General features: G+C 43.7%; 25 protein-coding genes and 1 pseudogene. 25 read left to right on the top strand and 1 reads right to left on the bottom strand.

Annotated elements, in window-relative coordinates:
* Nucleotides 1-123 precede the first annotated feature (123 nt).
* From glpK to NQZ91_02135, 7 genes are all read left to right on the top strand, one after another.
* Nucleotides 124-1,635: a glycerol kinase GlpK gene (gene glpK / locus NQZ91_02165; GenBank protein ID UUM58197.1), complete on the top strand. Its 1,512-nt coding sequence runs from the start codon at nucleotides 124-126 to the stop codon at nucleotides 1,633-1,635.
* A gap of 21 nt (nucleotides 1,636-1,656) precedes the next feature.
* The gene (gene glpO / locus NQZ91_02160; GenBank protein ID UUM58196.1) at nucleotides 1,657-3,486 is read left to right on the top strand and encodes a type 1 glycerol-3-phosphate oxidase; all 1,830 of its coding nucleotides are present in this window, start codon (nucleotides 1,657-1,659) and stop codon (nucleotides 3,484-3,486) included.
* A gap of 58 nt (nucleotides 3,487-3,544) precedes the next feature.
* Nucleotides 3,545-3,898: a hypothetical protein gene (locus tag NQZ91_02155; protein UUM58195.1), complete on the top strand. Its 354-nt coding sequence runs from the start codon at nucleotides 3,545-3,547 to the stop codon at nucleotides 3,896-3,898.
* Between the two features lie 12 nt (nucleotides 3,899-3,910).
* The gene (locus tag NQZ91_02150) at nucleotides 3,911-4,246 is read left to right on the top strand and encodes a hypothetical protein (protein ID UUM58194.1); all 336 of its coding nucleotides are present in this window, start codon (nucleotides 3,911-3,913) and stop codon (nucleotides 4,244-4,246) included.
* A gap of 206 nt (nucleotides 4,247-4,452) precedes the next feature.
* Nucleotides 4,453-5,007 (top strand): VOC family protein, encoded by a 555-nt coding sequence (locus NQZ91_02145; GenBank protein ID UUM58193.1) that lies wholly within the window; start codon nucleotides 4,453-4,455, stop codon nucleotides 5,005-5,007.
* A 51-nt stretch (nucleotides 5,008-5,058) separates the two neighbouring features.
* A complete protein-coding gene (locus NQZ91_02140) occupies nucleotides 5,059-5,403 on the top strand; it encodes a hypothetical protein (GenBank protein UUM58192.1) in 345 nt (114 codons plus the stop codon).
* Between the two features lie 9 nt (nucleotides 5,404-5,412).
* Nucleotides 5,413-6,000: a hypothetical protein gene (locus NQZ91_02135; GenBank protein ID UUM58191.1), complete on the top strand. Its 588-nt coding sequence runs from the start codon at nucleotides 5,413-5,415 to the stop codon at nucleotides 5,998-6,000.
* A 35-nt stretch (nucleotides 6,001-6,035) separates the two neighbouring features.
* Here the strand turns inward: NQZ91_02135 and pepF are convergent, their stop codons facing one another.
* Entirely contained in the window at nucleotides 6,036-7,826 is a 1,791-nt protein-coding gene (pepF, locus tag NQZ91_02130) for an oligoendopeptidase F (protein UUM58190.1), read from the bottom strand.
* 133 nt (nucleotides 7,827-7,959) lie between these two features.
* Between pepF and NQZ91_02125 the strand changes: the two genes are divergently transcribed.
* From NQZ91_02125 to NQZ91_02040, 18 genes and pseudogenes are all read left to right on the top strand, one after another.
* A complete protein-coding gene (locus NQZ91_02125) occupies nucleotides 7,960-8,298 on the top strand; it encodes an ATP cone domain-containing protein (protein UUM58189.1) in 339 nt (112 codons plus the stop codon).
* A gap of 324 nt (nucleotides 8,299-8,622) precedes the next feature.
* Nucleotides 8,623-9,618 carry a YhdH/YhfP family quinone oxidoreductase gene (locus NQZ91_02120; GenBank protein ID UUM58188.1) on the top strand — a complete coding sequence of 332 codons (996 nt, stop codon included), beginning with the start codon at nucleotides 8,623-8,625 and terminating at the stop codon, nucleotides 9,616-9,618.
* A 148-nt stretch (nucleotides 9,619-9,766) separates the two neighbouring features.
* Complete coding sequence (locus NQZ91_02115; GenBank protein ID UUM58187.1) at nucleotides 9,767-10,522, top strand: class I SAM-dependent methyltransferase; 756 nt, start codon at nucleotides 9,767-9,769, stop codon at nucleotides 10,520-10,522.
* Nucleotides 10,523-10,529: 7 nt separating this feature from the next.
* Nucleotides 10,530-11,177 (top strand): pyroglutamyl-peptidase I, encoded by a 648-nt coding sequence (gene pcp, locus NQZ91_02110; protein UUM58186.1) that lies wholly within the window; start codon nucleotides 10,530-10,532, stop codon nucleotides 11,175-11,177.
* 11 nt (nucleotides 11,178-11,188) lie between these two features.
* Entirely contained in the window at nucleotides 11,189-11,485 is a 297-nt protein-coding gene (locus tag NQZ91_02105) for a DUF4298 domain-containing protein (protein UUM58185.1), read from the top strand.
* A gap of 136 nt (nucleotides 11,486-11,621) precedes the next feature.
* Nucleotides 11,622-11,894, top strand: coding sequence for a 30S ribosomal protein S16 (gene rpsP, locus NQZ91_02100; protein ID UUM58184.1), 273 nt, complete (start codon nucleotides 11,622-11,624; stop codon nucleotides 11,892-11,894).
* Nucleotides 11,895-11,915: 21 nt separating this feature from the next.
* Complete coding sequence (locus NQZ91_02095; GenBank protein UUM58183.1) at nucleotides 11,916-12,158, top strand: KH domain-containing protein; 243 nt, start codon at nucleotides 11,916-11,918, stop codon at nucleotides 12,156-12,158.
* A gap of 59 nt (nucleotides 12,159-12,217) precedes the next feature.
* Entirely contained in the window at nucleotides 12,218-13,957 is a 1,740-nt protein-coding gene (locus NQZ91_02090; GenBank protein ID UUM58182.1) for an ABC transporter ATP-binding protein/permease, read from the top strand.
* 9 nt (nucleotides 13,958-13,966) lie between these two features.
* Entirely contained in the window at nucleotides 13,967-15,736 is a 1,770-nt protein-coding gene (locus NQZ91_02085; protein UUM58181.1) for an ABC transporter ATP-binding protein/permease, read from the top strand.
* A 76-nt stretch (nucleotides 15,737-15,812) separates the two neighbouring features.
* Nucleotides 15,813-16,055, top strand: a complete 243-nt coding sequence (locus tag NQZ91_02080) for a hypothetical protein (GenBank protein UUM58180.1) — start codon at nucleotides 15,813-15,815, stop codon at nucleotides 16,053-16,055.
* A 222-nt stretch (nucleotides 16,056-16,277) separates the two neighbouring features.
* Nucleotides 16,278-16,796, top strand: coding sequence for a ribosome maturation factor RimM (gene rimM / locus NQZ91_02075; GenBank protein UUM58179.1), 519 nt, complete (start codon nucleotides 16,278-16,280; stop codon nucleotides 16,794-16,796).
* The gene (trmD, locus tag NQZ91_02070) at nucleotides 16,786-17,514 is read left to right on the top strand and encodes a tRNA (guanosine(37)-N1)-methyltransferase TrmD (GenBank protein ID UUM58800.1); all 729 of its coding nucleotides are present in this window, start codon (nucleotides 16,786-16,788) and stop codon (nucleotides 17,512-17,514) included. The genes rimM and trmD overlap by 11 nt, the downstream gene beginning before the upstream one ends.
* A gap of 227 nt (nucleotides 17,515-17,741) precedes the next feature.
* The gene (locus tag NQZ91_02065) at nucleotides 17,742-18,764 is read left to right on the top strand and encodes a branched-chain amino acid aminotransferase (protein ID UUM58178.1); all 1,023 of its coding nucleotides are present in this window, start codon (nucleotides 17,742-17,744) and stop codon (nucleotides 18,762-18,764) included.
* A 205-nt stretch (nucleotides 18,765-18,969) separates the two neighbouring features.
* A pseudogene (locus tag NQZ91_02060) lies at nucleotides 18,970-19,918 on the top strand (IS30 family transposase).
* A gap of 39 nt (nucleotides 19,919-19,957) precedes the next feature.
* Nucleotides 19,958-20,095, top strand: coding sequence for a hypothetical protein (locus NQZ91_02055; GenBank protein ID UUM58177.1), 138 nt, complete (start codon nucleotides 19,958-19,960; stop codon nucleotides 20,093-20,095).
* Nucleotides 20,096-20,287: 192 nt separating this feature from the next.
* Nucleotides 20,288-20,503, top strand: coding sequence for a DUF6290 family protein (locus NQZ91_02050; protein UUM58176.1), 216 nt, complete (start codon nucleotides 20,288-20,290; stop codon nucleotides 20,501-20,503).
* Nucleotides 20,500-20,763, top strand: coding sequence for a type II toxin-antitoxin system RelE/ParE family toxin (locus NQZ91_02045; GenBank protein ID UUM58175.1), 264 nt, complete (start codon nucleotides 20,500-20,502; stop codon nucleotides 20,761-20,763). The genes NQZ91_02050 and NQZ91_02045 overlap by 4 nt, the downstream gene beginning before the upstream one ends.
* Before the next feature lie 67 nt (nucleotides 20,764-20,830).
* The gene (locus NQZ91_02040; GenBank protein UUM58174.1) at nucleotides 20,831-21,892 is read left to right on the top strand and encodes an aminotransferase class I/II-fold pyridoxal phosphate-dependent enzyme; all 1,062 of its coding nucleotides are present in this window, start codon (nucleotides 20,831-20,833) and stop codon (nucleotides 21,890-21,892) included.
* Nucleotides 21,893-21,946 lie beyond the last annotated feature (54 nt).

Genomic DNA, 21,946 nt, shown 5'->3' with positions numbered 1-21,946 from the left:
CAGTTTTTTTTGAAATTATAAAAAAATTGATAAGATTTTTTTTGAAAAATAGATTACAATAAAATCACAAGGAAGTCGGAAACGCTTTCAAAAGTAATAATAAATCTACAAGGAGGACAGGAAATGTCAACTGAAAAATACATTATGGCCATCGACCAAGGTACAACAAGCTCACGCGCCATCATCTTTAATAAAAAAGGTGAAAAAGTTGGTAGCTACCAAAAAGAATTCACACAAATCTTCCCTAAACCAGGTTGGGTAGAGCACAATGCCAATGAGATTTGGAATTCTGTACAGTCTGTTATTGCAGGTTCCTTTATTGAAAGTGGTGTTCGTCCAGACCAGATCGAAGGGATTGGTATCACTAACCAACGTGAAACGACAGTTGTTTGGGACAAAGAAACAGGACTTCCAATCTACAATGCCATTGTCTGGCAATCCCGTCAAACATCACATATTGCTGATCAGTTAAAGGCGGATGGACACGCTGATTTGATTCATAAAAAGACTGGTCTTGTAGTAGATGCCTATTTCTCAGCAACAAAAGTTCGGTGGATTTTGGACCAAGTTCCAGGTGCACAAGAACGTGCTGAAAAAGGTGAGATTCTCTTTGGAACTATTGATACTTGGTTGGTTTGGAAATTGACCAATGGTAAGTGCCATGTAACGGATTACTCAAACGCTGCCCGCACCATGCTTTACAATATCAAGGAACTCAAGTGGGATGATGAAATCCTTGAACTCCTCAATATTCCAAAAGCTATGTTGCCAGAAGTTCGTTCCAATTCAGAAATCTACGGAACAACAGCACCATTCCACTTCTACGGAGCAGAAGTTCCTATTTCTGGTATGGCAGGTGACCAACAAGCAGCCCTATTTGGACAATTGGCATTTGAGCCAGGTATGGTGAAAAACACCTATGGAACAGGTTCCTTCATCGTCATGAACACAGGTGAGGAAATGCAGCTATCTGAGAATAGCCTCCTGACCACTATCGGTTATGGCATTAACGGAAAAGTTTACTATGCACTAGAAGGTTCAATCTTTATCGCTGGCTCTGCAGTTCAATGGCTGCGTGATAGTATGCGAATGGTGGAAACATCGCCTGAGTCTGAAGAACTTGCTCGTAAGTCTACTAGCAACGATGAGGTCTATGTAGTACCAGCCTTTACGGGACTTGGAGCTCCATATTGGAATTCAGATGCACGTGGATCTGTCTTTGGCTTAACTCGTGGTACAAGCAAGGAAGATTTTGTGAAAGCTACTCTCCAATCTATTGCCTATCAAGTTCGTGATGTTATTGATACCATGCAATTGGATACAGGGATTGATATTTCTGTCTTGAAAGTAGACGGTGGGGCTGCTATGAATAGCCTACTCATGCAGTTCCAGGCAGATATTCTCGGTATCGAGATTGCCCGTGCTAAAAACTTGGAAACAACTGCACTTGGCGCAGCCTTCCTAGCAGGTCTTGCAGTTGGTTTCTGGAAAGATTTGGATGAATTGAAAGAATTGAACGCAGTTGGACAATCCTTCCAGCCAGCTATGAATGAAGCCCGTAAAGAACAGCTCTACAAGGGTTGGAAAAAAGCTGTTGCTGCAACGCAATTATTTGCACAATTGGACGAAGAGTAAAAAGTTAGAAAGTGTGAAAACATGGAATTTTCAAAAGAAACACGTCGCTTAGCGATTGAAAAAATGCAAGATAGACAGTTGGATCTCTTGATTATTGGTGGTGGTATTACGGGGGCGGGTGTTGCCCTCCAAGCCGCTGCTAGTGGTATGGAAACTGGCTTGATTGAAATGCAGGACTTTGCTGAGGGAACTTCAAGTCGTTCAACCAAGTTGGTTCACGGTGGGCTTCGTTACCTCAAACAGTTTGATGTAGAAGTAGTATCCGATACAGTTTCAGAACGTGCAGTAGTGCAAAATATTGCACCTCACATTCCCAAACCAGACCCAATGTTGCTTCCGGTTTACGATGAAGAAGGCTCTACCTTTAGCCTCTTCCGCTTGAAAGTGGCCATGGATCTCTATGATCTCTTGGCTGGTGTTAACAATACAGACCTTGCCAATAAGGTGTTAACAAGAGAAGAAGTGCTGGAACGTGCACCGCATTTGAAAAAAGAAGGCTTGCTTGGTGGTGGAGTTTATCTGGACTTCCGTAACAACGATGCCCGTCTGGTAATTGAAAACATCAAACGTGCAGCAAAAGACGGTGCCTTGATTGCCAGCCGTGTCAAAGCGGAGAAATTCATCAAGGATGAGGCTGGAAAAGTAGTCGGAATCGTCGCTCGTGATTTGCTGACAGACAACACCTTTGAAATCCGTGCTCGTTTGGTCATCAATACAACAGGACCTTGGAGTGACGAAGTGCGTAATCTTGGAGGAGAAGGTTCAGGTGTTCTCCAGATGCGTCCAACTAAGGGGGTGCACCTTGTTGTAGATAGCTCTCGCTTGTCTGTTCCACAACCAACCTACTTTGACACTGGACACGCTGACGGCCGTATGGTCTTTGTCCTTCCGCGTGAAAACAAAACCTATTTTGGTACGACAGATACGGACTATACTGGTGATTTGGCGAATCCAATGGTAACCCAAGAAGATGTCGATTATCTATTGGATATTGTCAATAATCGCTTCCCAGAAGCAAACTTGACCTTGGATGATATTGAAAGTGGCTGGGCAGGTCTTCGTCCCCTCTTGTCAGGAAATGGTGCTTCTGACTACAACGGTGGTAACAATGGAAAACTCAGCGACGATAGTTTCAACAGCTTAATTGAAACAGTCAAAGCTTACTTGAACAATGAAAAGACCCGTGATGATGTGGAACACGATTTGACCCATCTGGAAGGTAGCGTTTCTGAAAAACACTTGGATCCGTCTGCAGTATCGCGTGGTTCTGCCCTTGACCGTGATGAGAATGGTTTGCTCACACTTGCCGGTGGTAAAATCACAGACTTCCGTAAGATGGCAGAAGGTGCATTGGAAAAAGTAGCAGACATCCTCAAAGAAGAACATGGGCGTAGCTTTAAACTCATCAATTCTAAGACCTATCCTGTTTCTGGTGGAGAATTGAACCCTGCAAACGTAGCAGAAGAAATTGAACACTTGGCTCAATTAGGGGTGAAAAAAGGTTTGGATTACGAGGATGCCCTCTACCTTGCTAACTTGTACGGTTCAAACGCACCAAAAGTATTTGCCTTGAACCATAAAGTAGAGGCTGTGTCTGGATTGAACAAACGTGATTTGCTATCTCTACATTATGCCATGAAGGAAGAAATGACCTTGACAGTAGTGGATTATCTTCTCCGTCGTACCAACTACATGCTCTTCATGCGAGAACAATTGGATGCTGTAGCACCTGAAATCATCAAGGAAATGGCGGCTTATTACAATTGGTCAGAAGAAGAGGCTGCTGGTCAAGAAGCTCTGCTTATGGAAACTCTAAATAAAAACGATTTGACCTATCTGAAGAAGGTGTAATACAATTTATGAAAAGGCTTACCAAGCTGAACAATAGAAAAGAACCCAAGGAGGCTTTATGAAATTTTTACGTTCTACCATCGGCTATATGATTGCCGGTATGATTGTTATGAGTGTCTGGGGGGCATTTGCGGATGCCTACGGCATTATTGGAGGCTACTTTGCTGCCTTTATTATCATCGGTCCAATGTGGTTTATGAACCATTATCTGGGGCTAATCAAACACGATGATGACTCAGCTTTTGTCGATATGGGGCTGGGAATCGGTCTGTGTGGTATTTTCCGTGATGCCTTTATTAATGGATTTGGTACTGTGGTTGAATCGCTTCCGACCATCGTCTTGGTTGTCATCGGCGCAACCATCGCTGGACTGGTTGCAGCCAAGATTGAAGAAGATATGGAAAAAGATTAAGGAGGGTATCACATGACAGTTCAACAAGCAATTGCTACTTTAGTTGGTGCGTTTCTCTTCCCCTTCATCATTCGGATGGCCTGGGGACAGATGGTTGAAAAATTTGGTCCGATTGGTGGTTGGATCGCTGCGGCAATGATTGTCGGGACGGCCTGGACCATTAACCACGGTGTGGGACTAATCACCCAATCGGGTTCTGCCTGGGTTGATATGGGACTTGCTGCGGGTATCGGTGTATTTGTCGCATCAGTTGCGCGTGGTGGTAAGGCTGGCAAAGCCAAAACCAATCTCCTAGCAGCCCTTGTCGGAGGAATTTTAGGCGGTCTAATCCTATCATTTATCCTTTAAAAGCAAAGTTTCAAGTCGGGATGAAATGTCCCGACTTTTTATGATAGTGAATGAACCCCAGTAAGTCCTAGGCTCAAGTGTAGAGTCTTTTCAAAGTGAATGATGCTTGTCGTGACAATATGATCTTTCAAGAATGTGAGCAAAATATTTTACAATATCACTAATTATTGATAAAATAATACCAAATCAGAAACGAGGTAGTTTACATGAACAATACAGGTATTCATCACATTTCGACTTTGGTGGGCAACATCCACCAGGCTTATCATTTTTATCACCATATTCTTGGCTTGAAGTTGACCCTGAAAACAGTGAATCAGGATGATTCGTCCATGTATCACCTCTTTTTCGGGGATGAAGATGGCCGTTTCGGTACAGAATTCACGATTTTTGACATGCCAAACTTCCAGATGGAACGCAAGGGAACCAATCGCCTAGAAAGAACGATTTTTCTAGTTAAGGATAAGGCAGCTCTGGAGTTCTGGGCACAACGTTTGACGGATTTTGAGGTCGAACATGGTGGAGTAGAAGCGATGGGAGACAGACATATCCTCAATTTCCAAGATGAGGATGGGCAAGCTTTGGCCTTGACCTATCATGATACTATTGGTCCTATGTATCCAATGGAGACTGCCGAGATTCCTGAATCGGTTGCGATTTTAGGAATTGCTGGGATTCAGATGCGGGTGCGGGAGGAGAAAGCCCTGCTGGACATGCTGACAGAGAGATTTGGTTTTGAAGAGGAAAGCCGTTTTGATTAACAGGGACAGCAGGTCATTTCGCTCAAATTCGACAATGATTTCCAGCATCGCGTGCAGGTTATCGTTGATCAGGTTTCAAAAATCTCCGTCATTGGGGTTGGTGCCATTCACCACGTAGCCTTTGGTGTCTTGGATACATTAGATTTAGAGGATATGGTTCATACACTTGACCTGCTCAACCGTCCGCACTCAGGCATTATTAATCGAGACTTTATGCACTCCCTCTATTTCCGCGCGCCGAACTACCTTATGTTTGAAGTGGCAACAATGGAAGGTCAGCACGAGGCCAAGAAAGCTGAGCAACATGATAAACTCGATGATGTTGAACTCTTCTTGCCAAGCTTCTTTGAGGAAGACCGGGCTGAGATTGAAGAAGTTCTGAGAAATCGTTATTAGGAGACAGTCATGAACTATCATTTTGTGGAGGGAACTGCGCCCTGTCTCCTGGTCTTTTTTCACGGAACAGGTGGCGATGAGCAGTCCATGCTCTTTCTGAGGGAAAAATTGAATCCTGAAGCAGCTGTACTATCTTTTCGGGGTAATGTTGGTCGGGGGAAATCCCGTCGCTTTTTTGCTCCGCTGGTTGACGGGCAGCTGGATTTGCTTGATTTTGAGCAACGTTTGACCGATTTTATAGACCAGTGGCCACAAATTGCAGTAGCAGATTACCAGCAAATTATCTTTGTCGGCTTTTCAAACGGGGCTAATTTTATAGCAGGGCTCCTGACCAAGCGGGCTGATTTGGCTGACTGCTATCTTTTGCTCCATCCATCAGCTCTTGATTTTTCAGTGCCTTTGGAAAATAGCCGAGCGGACATTCTTGTGACAGTTGGCTTGCAGGACCAGTTGGTTGCCCCAGTCGCAGTTCAAGAACTCTACCAAAATTGGCAGGAAACTGCCTTTCCCAAACTTCAATTAGCCATTTTTGACAAGGGCCACTTTTTAACGATTGATGAAATTGACCGCATCATCAACTGGTATCAGACAAAATAAAGACCTGAACTCTTGTGTTCAAGTCTTTTTTGCTATTAGACCAATGATTCCAACTTGTCGACCAAGGAACCAACATAAGCAATAGTTTCTTTAAGTGGTTGGTCAGTCGAAACGTCAACACCTGCGTGTTTAGCAAGGTCTTGGGCAGAAAGGCTAGCGCCAAGTGACAAGGTTTCCAACCATTTGTCAACAACTTCTTCAGGATTTTCTTCTAGTTGTTTAGCCATAGCAGTACCGATGGTCAAACCAGCTGAGTAGGTATATGGATACAAACCAATGTAGTAGTGTGGTTGACGCATCCAGATAAGACCTGCATCATCACCGATTTCAAAGTCTTCACCCCAGAATTCCTTGATGACATCCAACTTGATTTGGCAGAGAATATCACCGTTGAGGTATTCTTCATTGTCCAAACGAGTATAGACTTCACGCTGGAAGGCTGCTTCAAGCAAGTGAGTCACCATATTGTGGAAGTAAGTACGGCTGATCAACTCGCTAATCAGGTAAGCCTGGAAACCAGGGTCTTGGTTGTTTTTCAAGAGAGTATTACAAGTCAAAACTTCGTTGGCAGTTGATGGTGCCTCGATAAAATAGAGCGATGGGTCATAGCTGAGAATGCTTTGTTTCTTAGCCAATTGGAAATGCCCTGCATGCCCCAGTTCGTGAGCTAATACTAGGACTTCATTCATGAGACCAGTCCAAGAAAGCAGGATATAAGACGGTCCGTCATAGAGAGTCGCACAGAAACCACCAGTCGCCTTGCCCTCATTTTGCGCAAAGTCAATCCAGCGCTCATCGAAGGAACGTTCAATCATCTTGACATAATCGTCGCCAAGGATGCCCAAACAGTCAATCAAGAATTGTTTAGACTCTTCTGGCGTAATGCGCTGGTTAAATTCGGACGGTAGGCTGATTTTCAGGTCGGCGTGGGTAATTTTCTCCAAGCCATGAGCCTTGGCAACCAGCTTGACATATCGACGCATGTGCGGTGCCAATTCTTTCATGATGACGTCAATCTGACGGTCGAAGAGGTCGCGGGAAACATTTTGGCGGTGGAGAAGGTAGTCAATGGTATTGTCAAAGCCACGCAAGCGAGCTTCGATTTGCTCATTCTTGATGTGAGACAAATAAGTTGCTGCAGTTGTATTCTTATATTTTTTCAGGGTTGAGTAGAAACCAGCCGCGGAATTACGACGGATTTCGGTATCATGACTGAGTTCATAATCATTTTCAAAGAGAACATAGCTGTTACCAAGTGTTTGACCATTTGCCTCAAAGTTTTCAAAGGTCATATCCTCAAACTTGGTAACCCCGTAGTTGTTGTAGGGTTGGCCAAAGGTTGGTGCAAAATTGGCCAAGAGTTCTTCTTGAAGAGGGTGGAGTTGGTGAGGTTTTTGGCGAATAATTGCCTCGAAAAACGCCTTCCATTGTGGCTGTTCAGCAATCAAGTTGTTCAAGACTGCCTCGTCAAGTAAGCCCAGTTCGGTGTCCAGGAAGGACAATTTTGGAATGGCAAAGGCACGCACTAATTCGTATTCATTGGCAAGGCTGGCCAATTCTGTATTCATCTTGTCGACTTCAAGTGGCAAGAAGGCATAGTGGTCCAGCTTGCTGAGGAGGATAGACAGGTCTTCGTATTCTTTCAGTGCAGCGACAATACTTGCTTTTTCGATCAATTGACCTTTATAGGTTTTCTCAAATTTCTCAACTTGTTCCTTGTAGCTAGCAAGGGCATCCTTATAGGCCTGGTTGTCTGGGAAAATCAGGTTGGTATCCCAGGTGAGTTGCACGTCAATTTCATGGCGTTTTGGCATTGCTTGTGACATAGAATTCTCCTTTATTTTCAGAATTTTAAGTATATTATATCATAGAATGAAAATTATAACTTGACAAAACCGTGAAAAACATAGATAATTATTAGTATGAAAGGGTTTACTGAAAACCAGAAAGGAGCTTAATATGCAAGTCATTAAACGTAGTGGAGAGATTGTTGAATTTGACCCAGAAAAGATTTATCAAGCCATTTTAAAGGCTGCGCAGACAGTTTATGTGATTGATGATACCTGGCGGAAAAACCTTGCCCAGGTGACCAAGAAGGTCGTACTTGACTTGGAAGAGGCTCATACAGAACGCCCAACCATCAGCATGGTACAATCCCAGGTGGAGCACCGTTTGCTGGATGCCGGCTATATCTCAATCGCAGAGCATTATATTTCTTATCGCCTGCAGCGTGATTTGGAACGCAATGGCTACGCGGATAAGATTGTCGTTCATTTGCGATTTGAGCAAGTACGTTAAAAGTAGTTATAGTTTATAGCTATAGGTTCATGTAACTAAAAACTATTGGTAATTTATGACATAATATGCTAGAATAAATGAAATCCATCCTTTTTGATAATCTGGATTTTATAACTAGTCATTCCCTAAGTTCGTGCCTTAGGGATTTTTTATTTCCTCTTATCTTTTTTGAAAATCCAGACTAAAATTTTATTTTTAAATCGGTTTTAGCTGGACGAATTCTCTGAAATGTTTTATTATAATAACAGATAGAAAACGGAGAGGAGGTAAGGTAGAGAGGTTGGGAAGCTGACTCTATCCTATATCAAAATCGGAGGTTATCAAATGAATAGAGAATTTAAGGCTATGGTTGTTGAGCAAGTAGGCGACGAGATTGTATTTGCTCCAAAAACCATTACAGTGGATGATTTGCATGAAGGTCAAGTCCTTATCAAAGTTGCCTACAGTTCGGTCAACTACAAGGACATGCTGGCTGTGCAGAAAAATTCCGGTGTCATCCGGAATTATCCCATGATTCCAGGTATAGACTTGGCTGGTACTGTCGTTTCTTCGGAGACAGATGAATTTACTCTTGGTCAGGAAGTGCTGGTGACCGGCTATGAAATGGGCATGTCCCATACAGGCGGATTCTCTGAATATGCCCGCGTTCCCAAAGATTGGGTTGTGCCATTGCCAGAAGGGTTGACAATGAAAGATGCCATGATCCTTGGAACGGCGGGACTCACAGCTGGTTTGTCTGTCCTGGCGCTTGAGAAGGCTGGGATGACAGTGGACAAGCAACCACAGATTCTCGTGACAGGCGCTAGTGGTGGCGTAGGATCGGTTGGGCTTGCCATTCTCAAATCTCAGGGCTATGAGCACATTAGCGCTCTAACCCGAAAGGACAATCAGGATGAGCTAGTTTGCCGGCTGGGTGCTAGCAAGATTATCAAGCCAGAGCAAGTCTTTATCAAGGAGAATCCACTCCTGCTCAAAGGGATTTACAATTATGTGCTGGACACAGTAGGTGGTGATGTGGTCGCTCATCTGATTCCACAGATTGACTATGACGGTGCTGTTTCGCTTTGTGGAAATGCCGGAGGTGTCAAGATGATGACCAATGTTCTGCCATTTATTCTCCGTGGCGTACAGGCTTTGGGAATTGATTCTGTCCAAATTAGCCATGAAAAACGGACAGCAGTCTGGGAAAAATTCGCCAAGGAATGGAAGATTGTAGATCAGCTGGCCTATGATGAAATCAGCTTGGAAGAACTGCCTCAGACCATGACTCTTTTGAAAGAAGGGCGGCATTTGGGTAGAACCATTGTTAAAATTGGATAAACTGGACTGTTGAGATTTGATGAACAATAAAATCTATCAGTGGCGGAAGTCTGTTGCACACCAAAGCACCTACAAACGATAAGATAATTTTGAATAGTATGAAACGGCTAGGGATTACTTTAGTCGTTTCTTTGGTATAATGATAAGTATGAATCTGATTGTGACAACGAGTTTGAGGATGGATAGTCAGCTAGTCTCTCTTGCAGAGTCCATTGCCAAAGAACTACCTGCTATTTATCTGCCGCGTAATAAGCAAGCCTTGAGCCGTTTTTTTACGGATATGGACCGGGTTTTGGTAGTTTACAAAGACCGGCTGGTTTTGGAACAAGTGGGTGGGCAATCCCTCTTTTTTCACCTAGATACTGCTATGCTTCGTATCAAAGCTGGACGTGACCCTCTCCTAGAATTGATTGGAGACAAGCCAAAGACTATTTTAGATTGTACCATGGGTCTGGCTTCAGACAGTATTATCATGGCAAGCAGAGGACACCAGGTAAGGGCATTGGAGAGTTCGCAGTTGACGCATTTTTTAGTGAGCCGTGGTCTGCAAACCTTCGACAGTGGCAAGGAAAATATCAACCAGGCCATGCGGTCCATTGAGGCCATTTGGACAGACAGTTTGCCCTATTTGAAAAATCAGGCAGATAAGTCGGTTGATGTGATTTATTTTGACCCTATGTTTTCTAAGGAGATTAAGGAATCACAGAATTTGTCCGGATTAGCAGGGCTAGCAAATGCTGCCCCCTTGTCAGGGGAATTGTTGGCTCAGGCCAAGCGGGTGGCCAAGGAAAAGATTATCTTGAAAGCTCATTTTCGTGATGCGGTCTTTGAGCGATTTGGTTTCACGCGCCATATTCGCCCTAATCAAAAATTTCATTATGGAGAAATTCGTTTGAAGGAGTGAGAACAGAATGAAAATATTAGTAACTGGTTTTGACCCATTTGGAGGTGAGTCTATCAATCCAGCACTGGAGGTCATTAAATCATTACCAAAGCAGATTGCAGGCGCAGAGATTCTTCTTGAGGAGATTCCAACTGTTTTTTATCAAGCTGCAAGTGTTCTTGAAGAAGCCATGGCTAAGTATGCACCAGATATTGTGCTATGTATTGGACAGGCTGGTGGAAGGACGGAATTAACACCTGAGCGTGTTGCCATTAATCAAGACGATGCACGCATTCCAGATAATTTGGGACAACAACCAATTGACACTATGATTCGTGAAGATGGGCAACCTGCTTATTTTTCAACCTTACCCATCAAAGCAATGGTTGAAGCCATTCGTGCAGCAGGTCTTCCAGCCTCTGTTTCTAATACCGCAGGGACCTTTGTCTGCAACCATCTCATGTACCAAGCTCTTTACTTAGCTGATAAACAATTTCCAAAGACTAAGGCTGGTTTTCTTCATATTCCGTTTCTACCGGAACAGGTTCTTGACAAACCAGGCTTTGCCTCTATGTCTCTAGCCGATATTGTTAGAGGAGTTGAAGCAGCCATTGGAGCAATAGTTGCATATAAAGACAAAGAGGATGTGAAGAACGTTGGAGGTGCAACACATTGATGGGGGATTGTATGGAAGCTAGGAAACGTGTCGTAGAGATGGAAAAAATATTTAATATGCATCTGGAGATGAACAAGTCCCTTGCTGATAGTGTTACCCAGCTCAATCAGGCACAATCAAGTTATTTACGGTTGCTAGATTATTATCAGAGCCAGACCTATATGGAAGATCTTGATTTATCCAATAATGGTTATTTTGATGGTATTCCTTGCGGTGTATTGAGTGAAGATGGAGTCTATAATTTGCTTTTTGACCGCTCGAATTTAGCAAGTCAACTGAGAGAACTAGCAGATCTGCTGGAGCAATAAAAATGGCAATAAAATTTTTAAAAAGTGTCAAGTTTTTTTCTTGACACTAGATGAAAGTGTGTTATAATAGAACATGTGCTAAATAGCTCTGCTATTTCACCAACCAAAAAACATATAAGAAAAGAGAAGATAAAAAATGGCAGTAAAAATCCGTTTGACTCGTATGGGTTCTAAAAAGAAACCTTTCTACCGTATTAACGTTGCAGACTCACGCGCTCCACGCGATGGTCGTTTCATCGAAACAGTTGGTACTTACAATCCACTTTTGGCTGAAAACTCAGTAACTCTTAAAGAAGAGCGTGTACTTGAGTGGTTGGCAAAAGGTGCACAACCATCTGACACTGTTCGTGCCCTTCTTTCTAACGCTGGCGTTATGAAGAAATTCCACGAATCAAAATTCTCTAAATAAGAACAGTAAGCGAGACTACTTATGGACATGATTGAAAATCTCATTATTGCGATTGTGAAACCCTTGATTTCACAGCCTGACAGCTTGACGATTAAAATCGTTGATACACCTGAATTTTTGGAATATCATTTGGATTTGGATCAATCGGATATTGGCCGTGTTATCGGTAGAAAAGGACGCACGATTTCTGCAATTCGTACGATTGTCTATTCTGTCCCAACAAGTGGTAAAAAAGTTCGTTTAGTGATTGACGAGAAAGAATAAGAAGGTCACCATTTGGTGGCTTTTTACTTACTTCAAGATAAAAAACTAGAAAGGGAATTATGAAACTTATTTGGAACTATCTGAAACACTATCCAAAATGGTTGATATTAGACCTGTTTGCCGGAATTTTGTTCGTAGCGGTCAACCTTGGTTTGCCAACCTTCTTGGCTCGGATGATTGACCAGGGGCTCACGCAAAATAATCCTGCCCAAGTCTATTTTTGGGCTTGGATGATGTTGATAATCGTTGTGTTGGGCATTGTCGGTCGTGTCCTTTTGGCCTATGCTGCTGGACAGTTGACGACCAATATTGTCAAGGATATCCGCAATGATTTGTATGAAAAAATCCAAGATTATTCCCATCATGAATACGAGCAGATTGGTGTTTCTTCTCTTGTAACACGGATTACCAATGATGCCTTTGTCCTCATGCAGTTTGCGGAGCAGGTTCTGCGACTGGGTGTTATCACGCCTATGATGATGATTGCCTCGGTCATCATGACCCTGGTGACCAGTCCTGGACTGGCTTGGACAGTAGCAGTGGCTATGCCTTTCTTGGTCTGGGTCGTCTATTATGTGGCCATCAAGACCCGTCCTTTGTCTGAAATGCAGCAGCAAAAGTTGGACACGATTAACCAGTACGTCCGTGAAAATCTCATGGGGTTGCGGGTCATCCGGGCTTTTGCGCGCGAAGAATTTCAAGAAGAACGATTTGAGCAGGTCAATGAGGATTACACCGGCATTTCTAAGAAACTCTTCATCTTGACAGGTTTGACGGAGCCACTATTTGTACAAATCATTATTGCCATGATTGTGGCCATTGTCTGGTTTGCCCTTGCTCCGCTCAGAGAAGGTAGCTTGCAAATCGGTGACCTGGTTGCCTTTATTGAGTATGGTTTTCATGCCCTTTTCTCCTTCTTGCTCTTTGCCAATCTCTTTACCATGTATCCCCGGACGGCAGTTTCAGCCAAGCGGATTCAGGAAGTTCTGGACATGCCGATTTCAATTTCTAAAAATGAAGACGGGATTATAGAGACAGAAACCCGCGGTTACCTGGAATTTGACAATGTGACCTTTGCCTATCCAGGTGAGACCGAGTCGCCTGTTCTCCACAATATCTCCTTTAAGGCAGAACCTGGTCAGACCATTGCCTTTATTGGCTCAACGGGTTCTGGTAAGTCTACTCTGGTCCAGCTCATTCCGCGATTTTTCGATGTGACCCTGGGCCGGATCTTGGTAGATGGTGTGGATGTCAGACGCTACAATCTGAAAACCCTCCGCAGCAAGATTGGCTTTATTCCGCAGAAAGCTCTGCTATTTACCGGAACAATCGCCGAAAACCTCAAGTATGGAAAGCTGGATGCCAGCATGACGGAGCTGGATGCGGCGGCTGATGTGGCTCAGGCCAAGGATTTTATCGAAAGCAAGGAAGAACGGTTTGAGACCCATTTGGCAGAAGGCGGTAGCAATCTGTCTGGCGGGCAAAAACAGCGACTGTCTATCGCGCGTGCCATTGTCAAGGAACCAGAAATCTATATCTTTGATGATTCCTTCTCTGCCTTAGACTATCGGACAGATGCGATTTTACGCAAGCGCCTCAAGGAAGTGACGGAAAATGCGACTGTCCTTATCGTTGCCCAGCGTGTGGGAACCATTATGGATGCAGACCAGATTATTGTCCTCAACGAAGGGGAAATTGTCGGTCGTGGTAAGCACGATGAGTTAATGGAAAGCAATGAATTCTACCGTGAAATTGCCAATTCTCAACTCAATCGTCAGTCCTTGACAGAAGAAGAATAGGAGGGTGATATGAAGAATACAAATGTTTTTAAGCGTGTTTGGACCTATTTGCGGACCTACAAAAGCTCTATCTTTATTGCCATCCTTATGAAGATTCTCAGTGCCATTATGAATACCTTAGAGCCCCTGGTGCTGGGTATGGTTATCACCGAGCTGACAGCAAACTTATTGGATATGGCCAAGGGTGTTGAAGGAGCCGGTATCAACGTGCCTTATGTCGCAACCCTTCTAGCAATTTACGCCTTCCGTGCCCTCATGTACGAAGTTGGAGCTTATTTTTCTAACTATTTCATGACCAAGGGTGTTCAACATGCTGTCCGTGATATGCGCCAGGACTTGAGCCAAAAAATCAATCGAATCCCGGTTTCCTATTTTGACAAGGAGCAGTATGGTGACCTCCTGGGCCGCTTTACCAATGACGTTGAGACAGTTTCCAATGCCCTACAGCAGAGTTTCCTGCAAATTGTCAATGCGGCCTTGATTTTGACCTTTGCGATCGGCATGACCTTCTACCTCAATGTTTCCCTGGCCTTGGTCGTTCTGCTCTTGGTACCCCTGACTTACTTTAGTTCTAGCTATATCATCAAGCGCTCCCAGCCTTATTTCAAGGAACAGGCCGCTATCCTGGGTCGCCTCAATGGCTTTATCCAGGAAAATCTGACCGGTTTCCATGTTTTGAAACTCTACGGACGGGAAGAGCAGTCTAAACTTGAATTTCGCCAAATTACGACGGACCTGCAGGAGGTTGGTTTCAAGGCTAGCTTTACCTCTGGCATGATGATGCCGGTGGTTCAGGGCTTGTCAAACCTGACCTATGTTATCATTGCCCTCTTGGCTGGTCTCCAGGTTTTGGCGGGGCGTCTGACAGTTGGTAATTTGCAGGCCTTCGTCCAATACGTCTTCCAAATTTCTCAGCCGGTGCAAACCCTTACCCAGCTAGCTCCCCAGTTGCAGTCTGCTAAATCTTCCCTGGAGCGCATTTTTTCAGTCCTAGATGAGGTGGATGAGGTCAACGCCAATGAGCAAGCCTTGACAGACAATCTGACCGGCCAAGTCAGCTTTGAAAATGTTGAATTTGGCTATTCTGAGGATAAGCCTCTCATTCGCAATTTCAATCTGGAAGTCAAGCCAGGTGAAATGGTAGCCATCGTTGGACCAACGGGTGCCGGAAAAACTACACTCATTAACCTGCTGATGCGATTTTACGATGTAACATCTGGAGCCATTAAGGTAGACGGTCACGATATTCGTCAATTATCACGCCAGTCCTACCGTAGTCAATTTGGTATGGTTCTGCAGGATGCATGGCTTTATGAAGGAACTATCAAGGAAAACCTTCGTTTTGGTCGGCTGGATGCCACTGATGAGGAAATTGTTGAGGCAGCCAAGATTGCCAATGTGGACCACTTTATCCGTACCCTACCTGGCGGTTACAATATGGAGATGAACCAGGAATCCAGCAATATTTCGCAGGGGCAAAAACAGCTATTGACCATTGCGCGTGCATTGCTAGCTGATCCCTCCATTCTCATTCTTGATGAGGCGACCTCATCCGTTGATACCCGCTTGGAATTGCTGATTCAGAAGGCTATGAAACGGCTCATGCAGGGCAGAACCAGCTTTGTCATCGCCCATCGTCTGTCAACCATTCAAGAGGCGGATAAGATTCTGGTCCTCAAAGACGGCCAAATCATTGAACAGGGCAATCATGAAAGTCTGCTAGCCCAGGAAGGATTCTACTATAATCTCTATCAAAGCCAGTTTAGCAGCAGTCAGTAAGGTTTTTACAGTGATATTTTCCGAAATTGGCTAGATTTGTTATGCTAATACTAGAAATAACAGGGAGTATGAGTACATGAATAAATCTCAACTGGTTTTAACAATCCTATTGCTCATCATCCTGGCTGTCTATCTAGGCTTTCGAAAGACAAGCATCGACCTTCCGGAGGCGGACAGAATTGTTATCCGAAACGCAGACTTTCAGCAAATTGCTGTTCTAGAAGGAAAGGACGCTGCGCGTCTTCATTCAGATGCGACATATATTCGCCCCTATTTCTTTGATAATCCTAGCAAGCAGGAAGCCCACGCAGGTAGATAAGTTCTACTTTTTGGAATTTTTGCCCAGCGGTAAAAACGCCTACCTCTACAAATCCAAAGGAGCAACCTATCTGGAATCGCCCTATGAAAAAACGGTCAGAACCAAGAAAGATATCGAGGAGATTCTCCCAAGATAAGTCGGCGCTAGCCGGCTTTTTCAATCCCTTGAGAAATCTCTGCTCCCATGTTAAAATAGATGAATAGAAAAACAAACGGAGAACACATGAATTATTTTAACGTAGGAAAAATTGTCAATACCCAAGGCTTACAAGGAGAAATGCGTGTCCTGTCTGTGACGGACTTCGCTGAGGAACGTTTTAAAAAAGGCTCAGTCTTGGCGCTTTTTGATGACAAGGATCAGTTTGTCATGGAAGTGGGAATTGCCTCCCACCGCAAGGCCAAGAACTTCGATATTATCAAGTTCAAAGGGCTCTATCATATCAACGACATTGAGAAATACAAGGGCTTTAGCCTCAAGATTGCGGAGGAAAATCTGACAGACTTGGACGAAGGCGAGTTTTACTACCATGAAATCATCGGGCTGGATGTCTATGAAAATGACCAGTTCATCGGACAAATCAAGGAAATCCTTCAGCCGGGTGCCAATGATGTTTGGGTGGTCAAACGAAAAGGCAAGAAAGATTTGCTTTTGCCGTATATTCCGCCGGTTGTTCTCAATATTGACATTGAAAACAATCGCGTCGATGTAGAATTGCTCGAGGGGCTGGATGATGAAGATTGATATTTTGACTCTCTTTCCAGAAATGTTTGCACCACTGGAACATTCTATTGTCGGCAAGGCGCGGGACAAGGGGTTGCTTGAAATCAATTATCATAATTTCCGTGAGAAAGCCGAGAAATCGCGTCACGTGGATGATGAGCCCTACGGTGGAGGTCAAGGTATGCTCTTGCGGGCTCAACCGATTTTTGACACCATGGATGCCATTTCCCAAACCAATCCGCGCGTGATTTTGCTGGATCCAGCCGGTCGGACTTTTAATCAAGCCTACGCTGAGGAATTGGCTCAGGAGGAGCAGTTGATTTTCATCTGTGGTCACTATGAGGGCTACGATGAGCGGATTAAGGCCTTGGTGACAGACGAGATTTCTCTTGGTGATTATGTATTGACTGGTGGGGAGTTGGCTGCCATGACCATGATTGATGCGACGGTGCGCTTGATTCCAGAGGTGATTGGCAAGGAAGCTAGCCACACTGATGACAGTTTTTCGTCTGGTTTGTTGGAATATCCCCAGTACACGCGCCCTTATGAATACCGTGGCATGGTCGTCCCAGATGTGCTTATGAGTGGTCACCATGAAAATATCCGGAAATGGCGCTTGGAGCAAAGCCTACGCAAGACTTATGAGCGTCGTCCTGACTTGCTAGAGAAATATGACATGACGGCAGAAGAGGAAGAAATTTTCCAGAAAATCAAAGCAGAAGTATCACCAGAAGACTAGGGACAATCCTTGTTCCTTTTCTTTTTTATTAGATTGACAAAATTTTCTGAATTTTTCTTGAAATTCATCATCAAAAGTAGTAGAATAGTAAAAAATAAGGAGCTGTATCCAGTAATTTTGCTGGAATTTTGACCGTGTCTCAAGAAAACGAAGGCTGAGTGGCAGAAAATCAACCTTCGTTAAAGGCGCTGAGTTGTAAATCCAGCTTCTAACAAGGAGTGAACACTATGACTGTAAATCTTGATTGGGAAAATCTAGGCTTTTCCTATATGAAATTACCCTACCGTTTTATTGCGCATTTTAAAGATGGCCAATGGAGCGAGGGAGAGTTGACAGATGATGCAAATTTGCACATTTCAGAAAGTTCTCCAGCCCTCCATTACGGCCAACAAGCTTTTGAAGGGCTAAAAGCTTATCGCACCAAGGAAGGAAAGCTCCAGCTCTTCCGTCCTGACCAAAACGCTGAGCGCCTGCAACGAACAGCAGACCGCTTGCTCATGGAGCCTGTTCCGACGGAGCTCTTCATCAAGGCTTGCAAAGAAGTGGTCAAAGCCAACGCAGACTACGTTCCTCCCTATGGAACTGGTGGCACCCTCTATCTTCGCCCGCTCCTCATTGGTGTCGGTGACATCATTGGCGTAAAACCTGCTGAGGAGTACATTTTCACCGTTTTTGCCATGCCAGTTGGTAACTATTTCAAAGGCGGTTTGGCTCCGACCAACTTCCTCATCCAAGATAAGTATGACCGTGCAGCACCTAACGGAACTGGAGCAGCCAAGGTCGGTGGAAACTACGCAGCATCGCTCTTGCCGGGCCAATATGCTAAAAAGCAGGGCTTCTCAGATGTGATTTATCTGGACCCAGCTACCCACACCAAGATTGAAGAAGTCGGCTCAGCAAACTTTTTTGGGATTACAGCTGACAACGAGTTTGTTACGCCAATTTCACCGTCAATTTTGCCCTCTATTACCAAGTATTCTCTTTTGTACTTGGCAGAGCATCGTCTGGGTATGAAGGCTGCGGAGCGTGAAGTCCTTGTCGAAGAATTAGACCAGTTTGTCGAAGCAGGAGCCTGCGGAACAGCAGCCGTTATCTCTCCAATCGGCGGAGTGCAGCATGGCGATAAATTCCATGTCTTCTACAGTGAGACTGAGGTAGGACCTGTTACTCGTAAGCTCTATGAAGAATTAACAGGAATCCAATTCGGTGACGTTGAAGCACCTGCAGGCTGGATTGTTGAAGTGGAATAAAAATAATACTCTATTTTTGCATGTTTATGTGCAGAGGTAGGGTATTTTATTTTTTAGGCACCAAAATGCTTTTTTTTAAAGCAAGATACTCTTTGCATTTTGAATATTTATGGTATCTCAATTTGTAAAATTAAGCAAGACAGAAAAAGCCATCTATATTAGGCTCAGATAAACTACCACATTTGTCTGAAAGGAACTAACATAAATGACCTATACCCATGAACCACAAATGAACTCGTAATGATAGAAGCTTATTACCAAGAAGGTACAAAAGTTACAGATATTATGAAGGCTCTTGGAAGATCAAAGCAGACCGTCTATCATGTTATCAACTTTCTCAAAGACGGACATTCTGCCTATGACTATTACGAACACTATAAAGCCAATAAGAAGCGCTGCGGTCGGAGGAAAATAAGTCTGTCGCAAGCAGAAAAAGACTTTATTCAAACTCATTTAGATCGAAGCTGGAGCCTTGATGTCATTAAAGGAACTTATCCAGATAGGATTTCTTGTTCTATGAGAACTCTCTATTGGCTAGCAGACCGTGGTGTTTTCAAGGAGGAAGACCTCCCTTGGAAAGGAAAACGAAAACCAAATGGTCATAGCGAAAAAAGAGAAAAACAAGCCTTTCGCAGAGATTTACGTGAAAGGCTGAACTCTATCCTGATTTTCATACAGAGTTCGGACACCTAGAAGGAAATACCATGATTGGCGAGAAACACAAAAGTGCGGTCATTACCTTAGTAGAACGCCTCTCAAAAGCCATCATTACACTGAAAACTAAGGGACGAAAAGCAAGTGATATTGAGGTTACCATCAATCAATGGCTGTCTCAAGTTCCCAGTCATCTCTTTAAGTCGATTACTTTTGATTGTGGGAAAGAGTTTTCCAATTGGAAGTCTATTTCAAATGCACATGACATTGACATTTTCTTTGCTGATCCAGGTTGTCCTAGTCAACGAGGTCTCAATGAACACTCGAATGGCTTACTAAGACGAAGCAGATTGCCTAAACAGATAGACTTTACCGATATTTCTCAGTAATCTTTATCAGCTATAGCTGATAAGAGGAATAAGATTCCTAGAAAGCCTTTGAATTATCAAACACCCTACCAAGTTTTTCTGAGTTTATTGAAAAAGTCTAGCTTAATTTGACAAATTAGGAAATATAAAAACGAAAAAGAGGAAAATAATATGACACACCAAAAGCAAACAACTTGGAAAGAAATCATGAAGAAGTTACCAGCAGATTACCAGTTTACAGATACCTATCAGCCAGCGGAAGAATGGTGGGACTATAAGGGGGGATCGCCTGCATTTGGACACGTTTAGAAATCCAGAAGCCCCTGCTAAGATTATTGCCTTTCACGGCGTAGGTACCAATGGGAGACAGATTTCAATGATTTTGGGTGGCCCACAAGCTAAGAATGGTTACTCTTTTTATAGATGAAATATCTCAGGGCCATGCTTTTCTTGACTTTCTATCCTATTTTGAATACAATGTATTATAAAGGAGGTCGGGTGATGACTACTATGACGTTACGGATTAACGATGAGGATTCTAAACTGATTAAGAACTATATCCAGTTGCATGGGCTGACGATTTCAGAGTTTGCGCGGCAGGCTATGTTGGAACGTATCGAGGATGAATATGATTTGGCTGTTCTTCGTCAGGCTATGGCAGAAGACGATGGGGTGCGTATTCCTATCGAAGATCTATTCGAGGAGTTTGGTATATGAGCTATAAGGTACGCTTGACCCCAAAGGCAAATAAGCAACTCAGAAAATTAGATGCCTATACTCGTAATACCATTTTGACCTGGATTAAGAAAAATCTATACCAGACCGACAACCCACGTCTGCATGGCAAGGGATTGACAGCTAATCGATCAGGAGCATGGCGTTATCGTGTAGGAAATTATCGGATTTTGGCAAATATTTACGATGATGAAATTGTCATTGAAGTGTTCGCCATCGGTCACCGCAGAGATAGTTATTAGCATCCGAGTCAAAGGATGTTTTTCTTGAGTTCAAATCAATCAACCCAAAACAAATTTAGGAGCAAGCATGACAGTATTTAGAGATGATTTACAAGATTTAGAACCCTATAAATTACCGGGGCAGGCAATTCACAATCTGGGCGACAATGAAAACCGCCTGATTGACTGGACTTTTTTGTTGGAGGAAAGTTTGGAGCAATTGAAAGCGGGGGAATTGTCTTTTTACGGTGACAATCGCTACGCAGAATTGATTGAAATCTATGCCAATTATCTCGGTGTCCAGCCCCAACAAGTGACAGCAGGAGTCGGGTCGGATTTTCTGGTACACATGATTGTTATCGGCGCCCTCAAGCACGATGAGGTCTTTTTGACCATCAATCCAGACTTTTTCATGTACGAGGTCTACAATCAGATACATGGCAGTCGGTTTGTCTCTTACGACCTGCCACAAGACAAGCAAACCTTTGTCCTCAAGGCGGATGATTTGCTGGCCTATGCCAAATCAGTCAAGGCCAAGATGATCATGTTTTCCAATCCTAACAATCCCTCTTCAGTCGCTTTTGATTCAGTCCAAGTCGAGAAAATTATCGCCCAATTCGATGGTCTGGTCGTTATTGATGAGGCCTATATCGAGTTTGCGGACAGCAGTAGTTTTGTAGAGAAAATCAACCAGTATGACAATCTGATTGTCCTGCGCACCCTGTCCAAGGCCTTCGGACTAGCTGGCATCCGGCTCGGATTTGCGGTAGCTCAGGAGCAACTGATTGTTGAGCTGGACAAGATTATTCCGCCCTATAGTTTGTCCAATGTCACGGCGAAAATCGGCACACTAGCCTTAGCTCATAGGGATTTGGTTATTGAAAAAATAGCAGAGCTGAAATCTATACGCACTGCGTTTATCGAATTCTTGCAGGCTATTCCTGATTGCCGTGTTTTACCTAGCCAAGCGAATTTTGTGACCTTTTCTGCGCCTTGGAGCAAGGAATTGTACGAATTCGCCCTTACCAAAGACTGGAATTTCAAATATTATTCCCAAGGCGTCCTTGCCAATCACATTCGTATGGCTATTGGACGACCAGAAGAAATGGATACAATGAAGAAAATGATAAAAGAAGTGGCAGGAATTTAAATTTCCTGCTGTTTTTAGATATTTTTTGAAAGAATTTGATAGAAAATGATTGAC

The sequence above is a fragment of the Streptococcus suis genome (assembly GCA_024583055.1).
GTDB lineage: Bacteria > Bacillota > Bacilli > Lactobacillales > Streptococcaceae > Streptococcus > Streptococcus suis_V.
The sequence above is the reverse complement of the archived record's forward strand: the minus strand, read 5'-3'. Positions and strand labels throughout refer to the sequence as shown.

What these genes read in the sequence shown, in the direction of transcription:
- NQZ91_02135 (UUM58191.1), top strand. Translation starts at nt 5,413, where the DNA reads ATGAACTATCATTTTGTGGAGGGAACTGCGCCCTGTCTCCTGGTCTTT.
- pcp (UUM58186.1), top strand. Translation starts at nt 10,530, where the DNA reads ATGAAAATATTAGTAACTGGTTTTGACCCATTTGGAGGTGAGTCTATC.
- glpO (UUM58196.1), top strand. Translation starts at nt 1,657, where the DNA reads ATGGAATTTTCAAAAGAAACACGTCGCTTAGCGATTGAAAAAATGCAA.
- trmD (UUM58800.1), top strand. Translation starts at nt 16,786, where the DNA reads ATGAAGATTGATATTTTGACTCTCTTTCCAGAAATGTTTGCACCACTG.
- NQZ91_02050 (UUM58176.1), top strand. Translation starts at nt 20,288, where the DNA reads ATGACTACTATGACGTTACGGATTAACGATGAGGATTCTAAACTGATT.
- NQZ91_02105 (UUM58185.1), top strand. Translation starts at nt 11,189, where the DNA reads ATGGAAGCTAGGAAACGTGTCGTAGAGATGGAAAAAATATTTAATATG.
- NQZ91_02055 (UUM58177.1), top strand. Translation starts at nt 19,958, where the DNA reads ATGACACACCAAAAGCAAACAACTTGGAAAGAAATCATGAAGAAGTTA.
- NQZ91_02125 (UUM58189.1), top strand. Translation starts at nt 7,960, where the DNA reads ATGCAAGTCATTAAACGTAGTGGAGAGATTGTTGAATTTGACCCAGAA.
- NQZ91_02065 (UUM58178.1), top strand. Translation starts at nt 17,742, where the DNA reads ATGACTGTAAATCTTGATTGGGAAAATCTAGGCTTTTCCTATATGAAA.
- rpsP (UUM58184.1), top strand. Translation starts at nt 11,622, where the DNA reads ATGGCAGTAAAAATCCGTTTGACTCGTATGGGTTCTAAAAAGAAACCT.
- NQZ91_02045 (UUM58175.1), top strand. Translation starts at nt 20,500, where the DNA reads ATGAGCTATAAGGTACGCTTGACCCCAAAGGCAAATAAGCAACTCAGA.
- rimM (UUM58179.1), top strand. Translation starts at nt 16,278, where the DNA reads ATGAATTATTTTAACGTAGGAAAAATTGTCAATACCCAAGGCTTACAA.
- NQZ91_02120 (UUM58188.1), top strand. Translation starts at nt 8,623, where the DNA reads ATGAATAGAGAATTTAAGGCTATGGTTGTTGAGCAAGTAGGCGACGAG.
- NQZ91_02040 (UUM58174.1), top strand. Translation starts at nt 20,831, where the DNA reads ATGACAGTATTTAGAGATGATTTACAAGATTTAGAACCCTATAAATTA.
- NQZ91_02150 (UUM58194.1), top strand. Translation starts at nt 3,911, where the DNA reads ATGACAGTTCAACAAGCAATTGCTACTTTAGTTGGTGCGTTTCTCTTC.
- NQZ91_02085 (UUM58181.1), top strand. Translation starts at nt 13,967, where the DNA reads ATGAAGAATACAAATGTTTTTAAGCGTGTTTGGACCTATTTGCGGACC.
- NQZ91_02095 (UUM58183.1), top strand. Translation starts at nt 11,916, where the DNA reads ATGGACATGATTGAAAATCTCATTATTGCGATTGTGAAACCCTTGATT.
- pepF (UUM58190.1), bottom strand. Translation starts at nt 7,826, where the DNA reads ATGTCACAAGCAATGCCAAAACGCCATGAAATTGACGTGCAACTCACC.
- NQZ91_02115 (UUM58187.1), top strand. Translation starts at nt 9,767, where the DNA reads ATGAATCTGATTGTGACAACGAGTTTGAGGATGGATAGTCAGCTAGTC.
- NQZ91_02080 (UUM58180.1), top strand. Translation starts at nt 15,813, where the DNA reads ATGAATAAATCTCAACTGGTTTTAACAATCCTATTGCTCATCATCCTG.
- NQZ91_02155 (UUM58195.1), top strand. Translation starts at nt 3,545, where the DNA reads ATGAAATTTTTACGTTCTACCATCGGCTATATGATTGCCGGTATGATT.
- NQZ91_02090 (UUM58182.1), top strand. Translation starts at nt 12,218, where the DNA reads ATGAAACTTATTTGGAACTATCTGAAACACTATCCAAAATGGTTGATA.
- glpK (UUM58197.1), top strand. Translation starts at nt 124, where the DNA reads ATGTCAACTGAAAAATACATTATGGCCATCGACCAAGGTACAACAAGC.
- NQZ91_02145 (UUM58193.1), top strand. Translation starts at nt 4,453, where the DNA reads ATGAACAATACAGGTATTCATCACATTTCGACTTTGGTGGGCAACATC.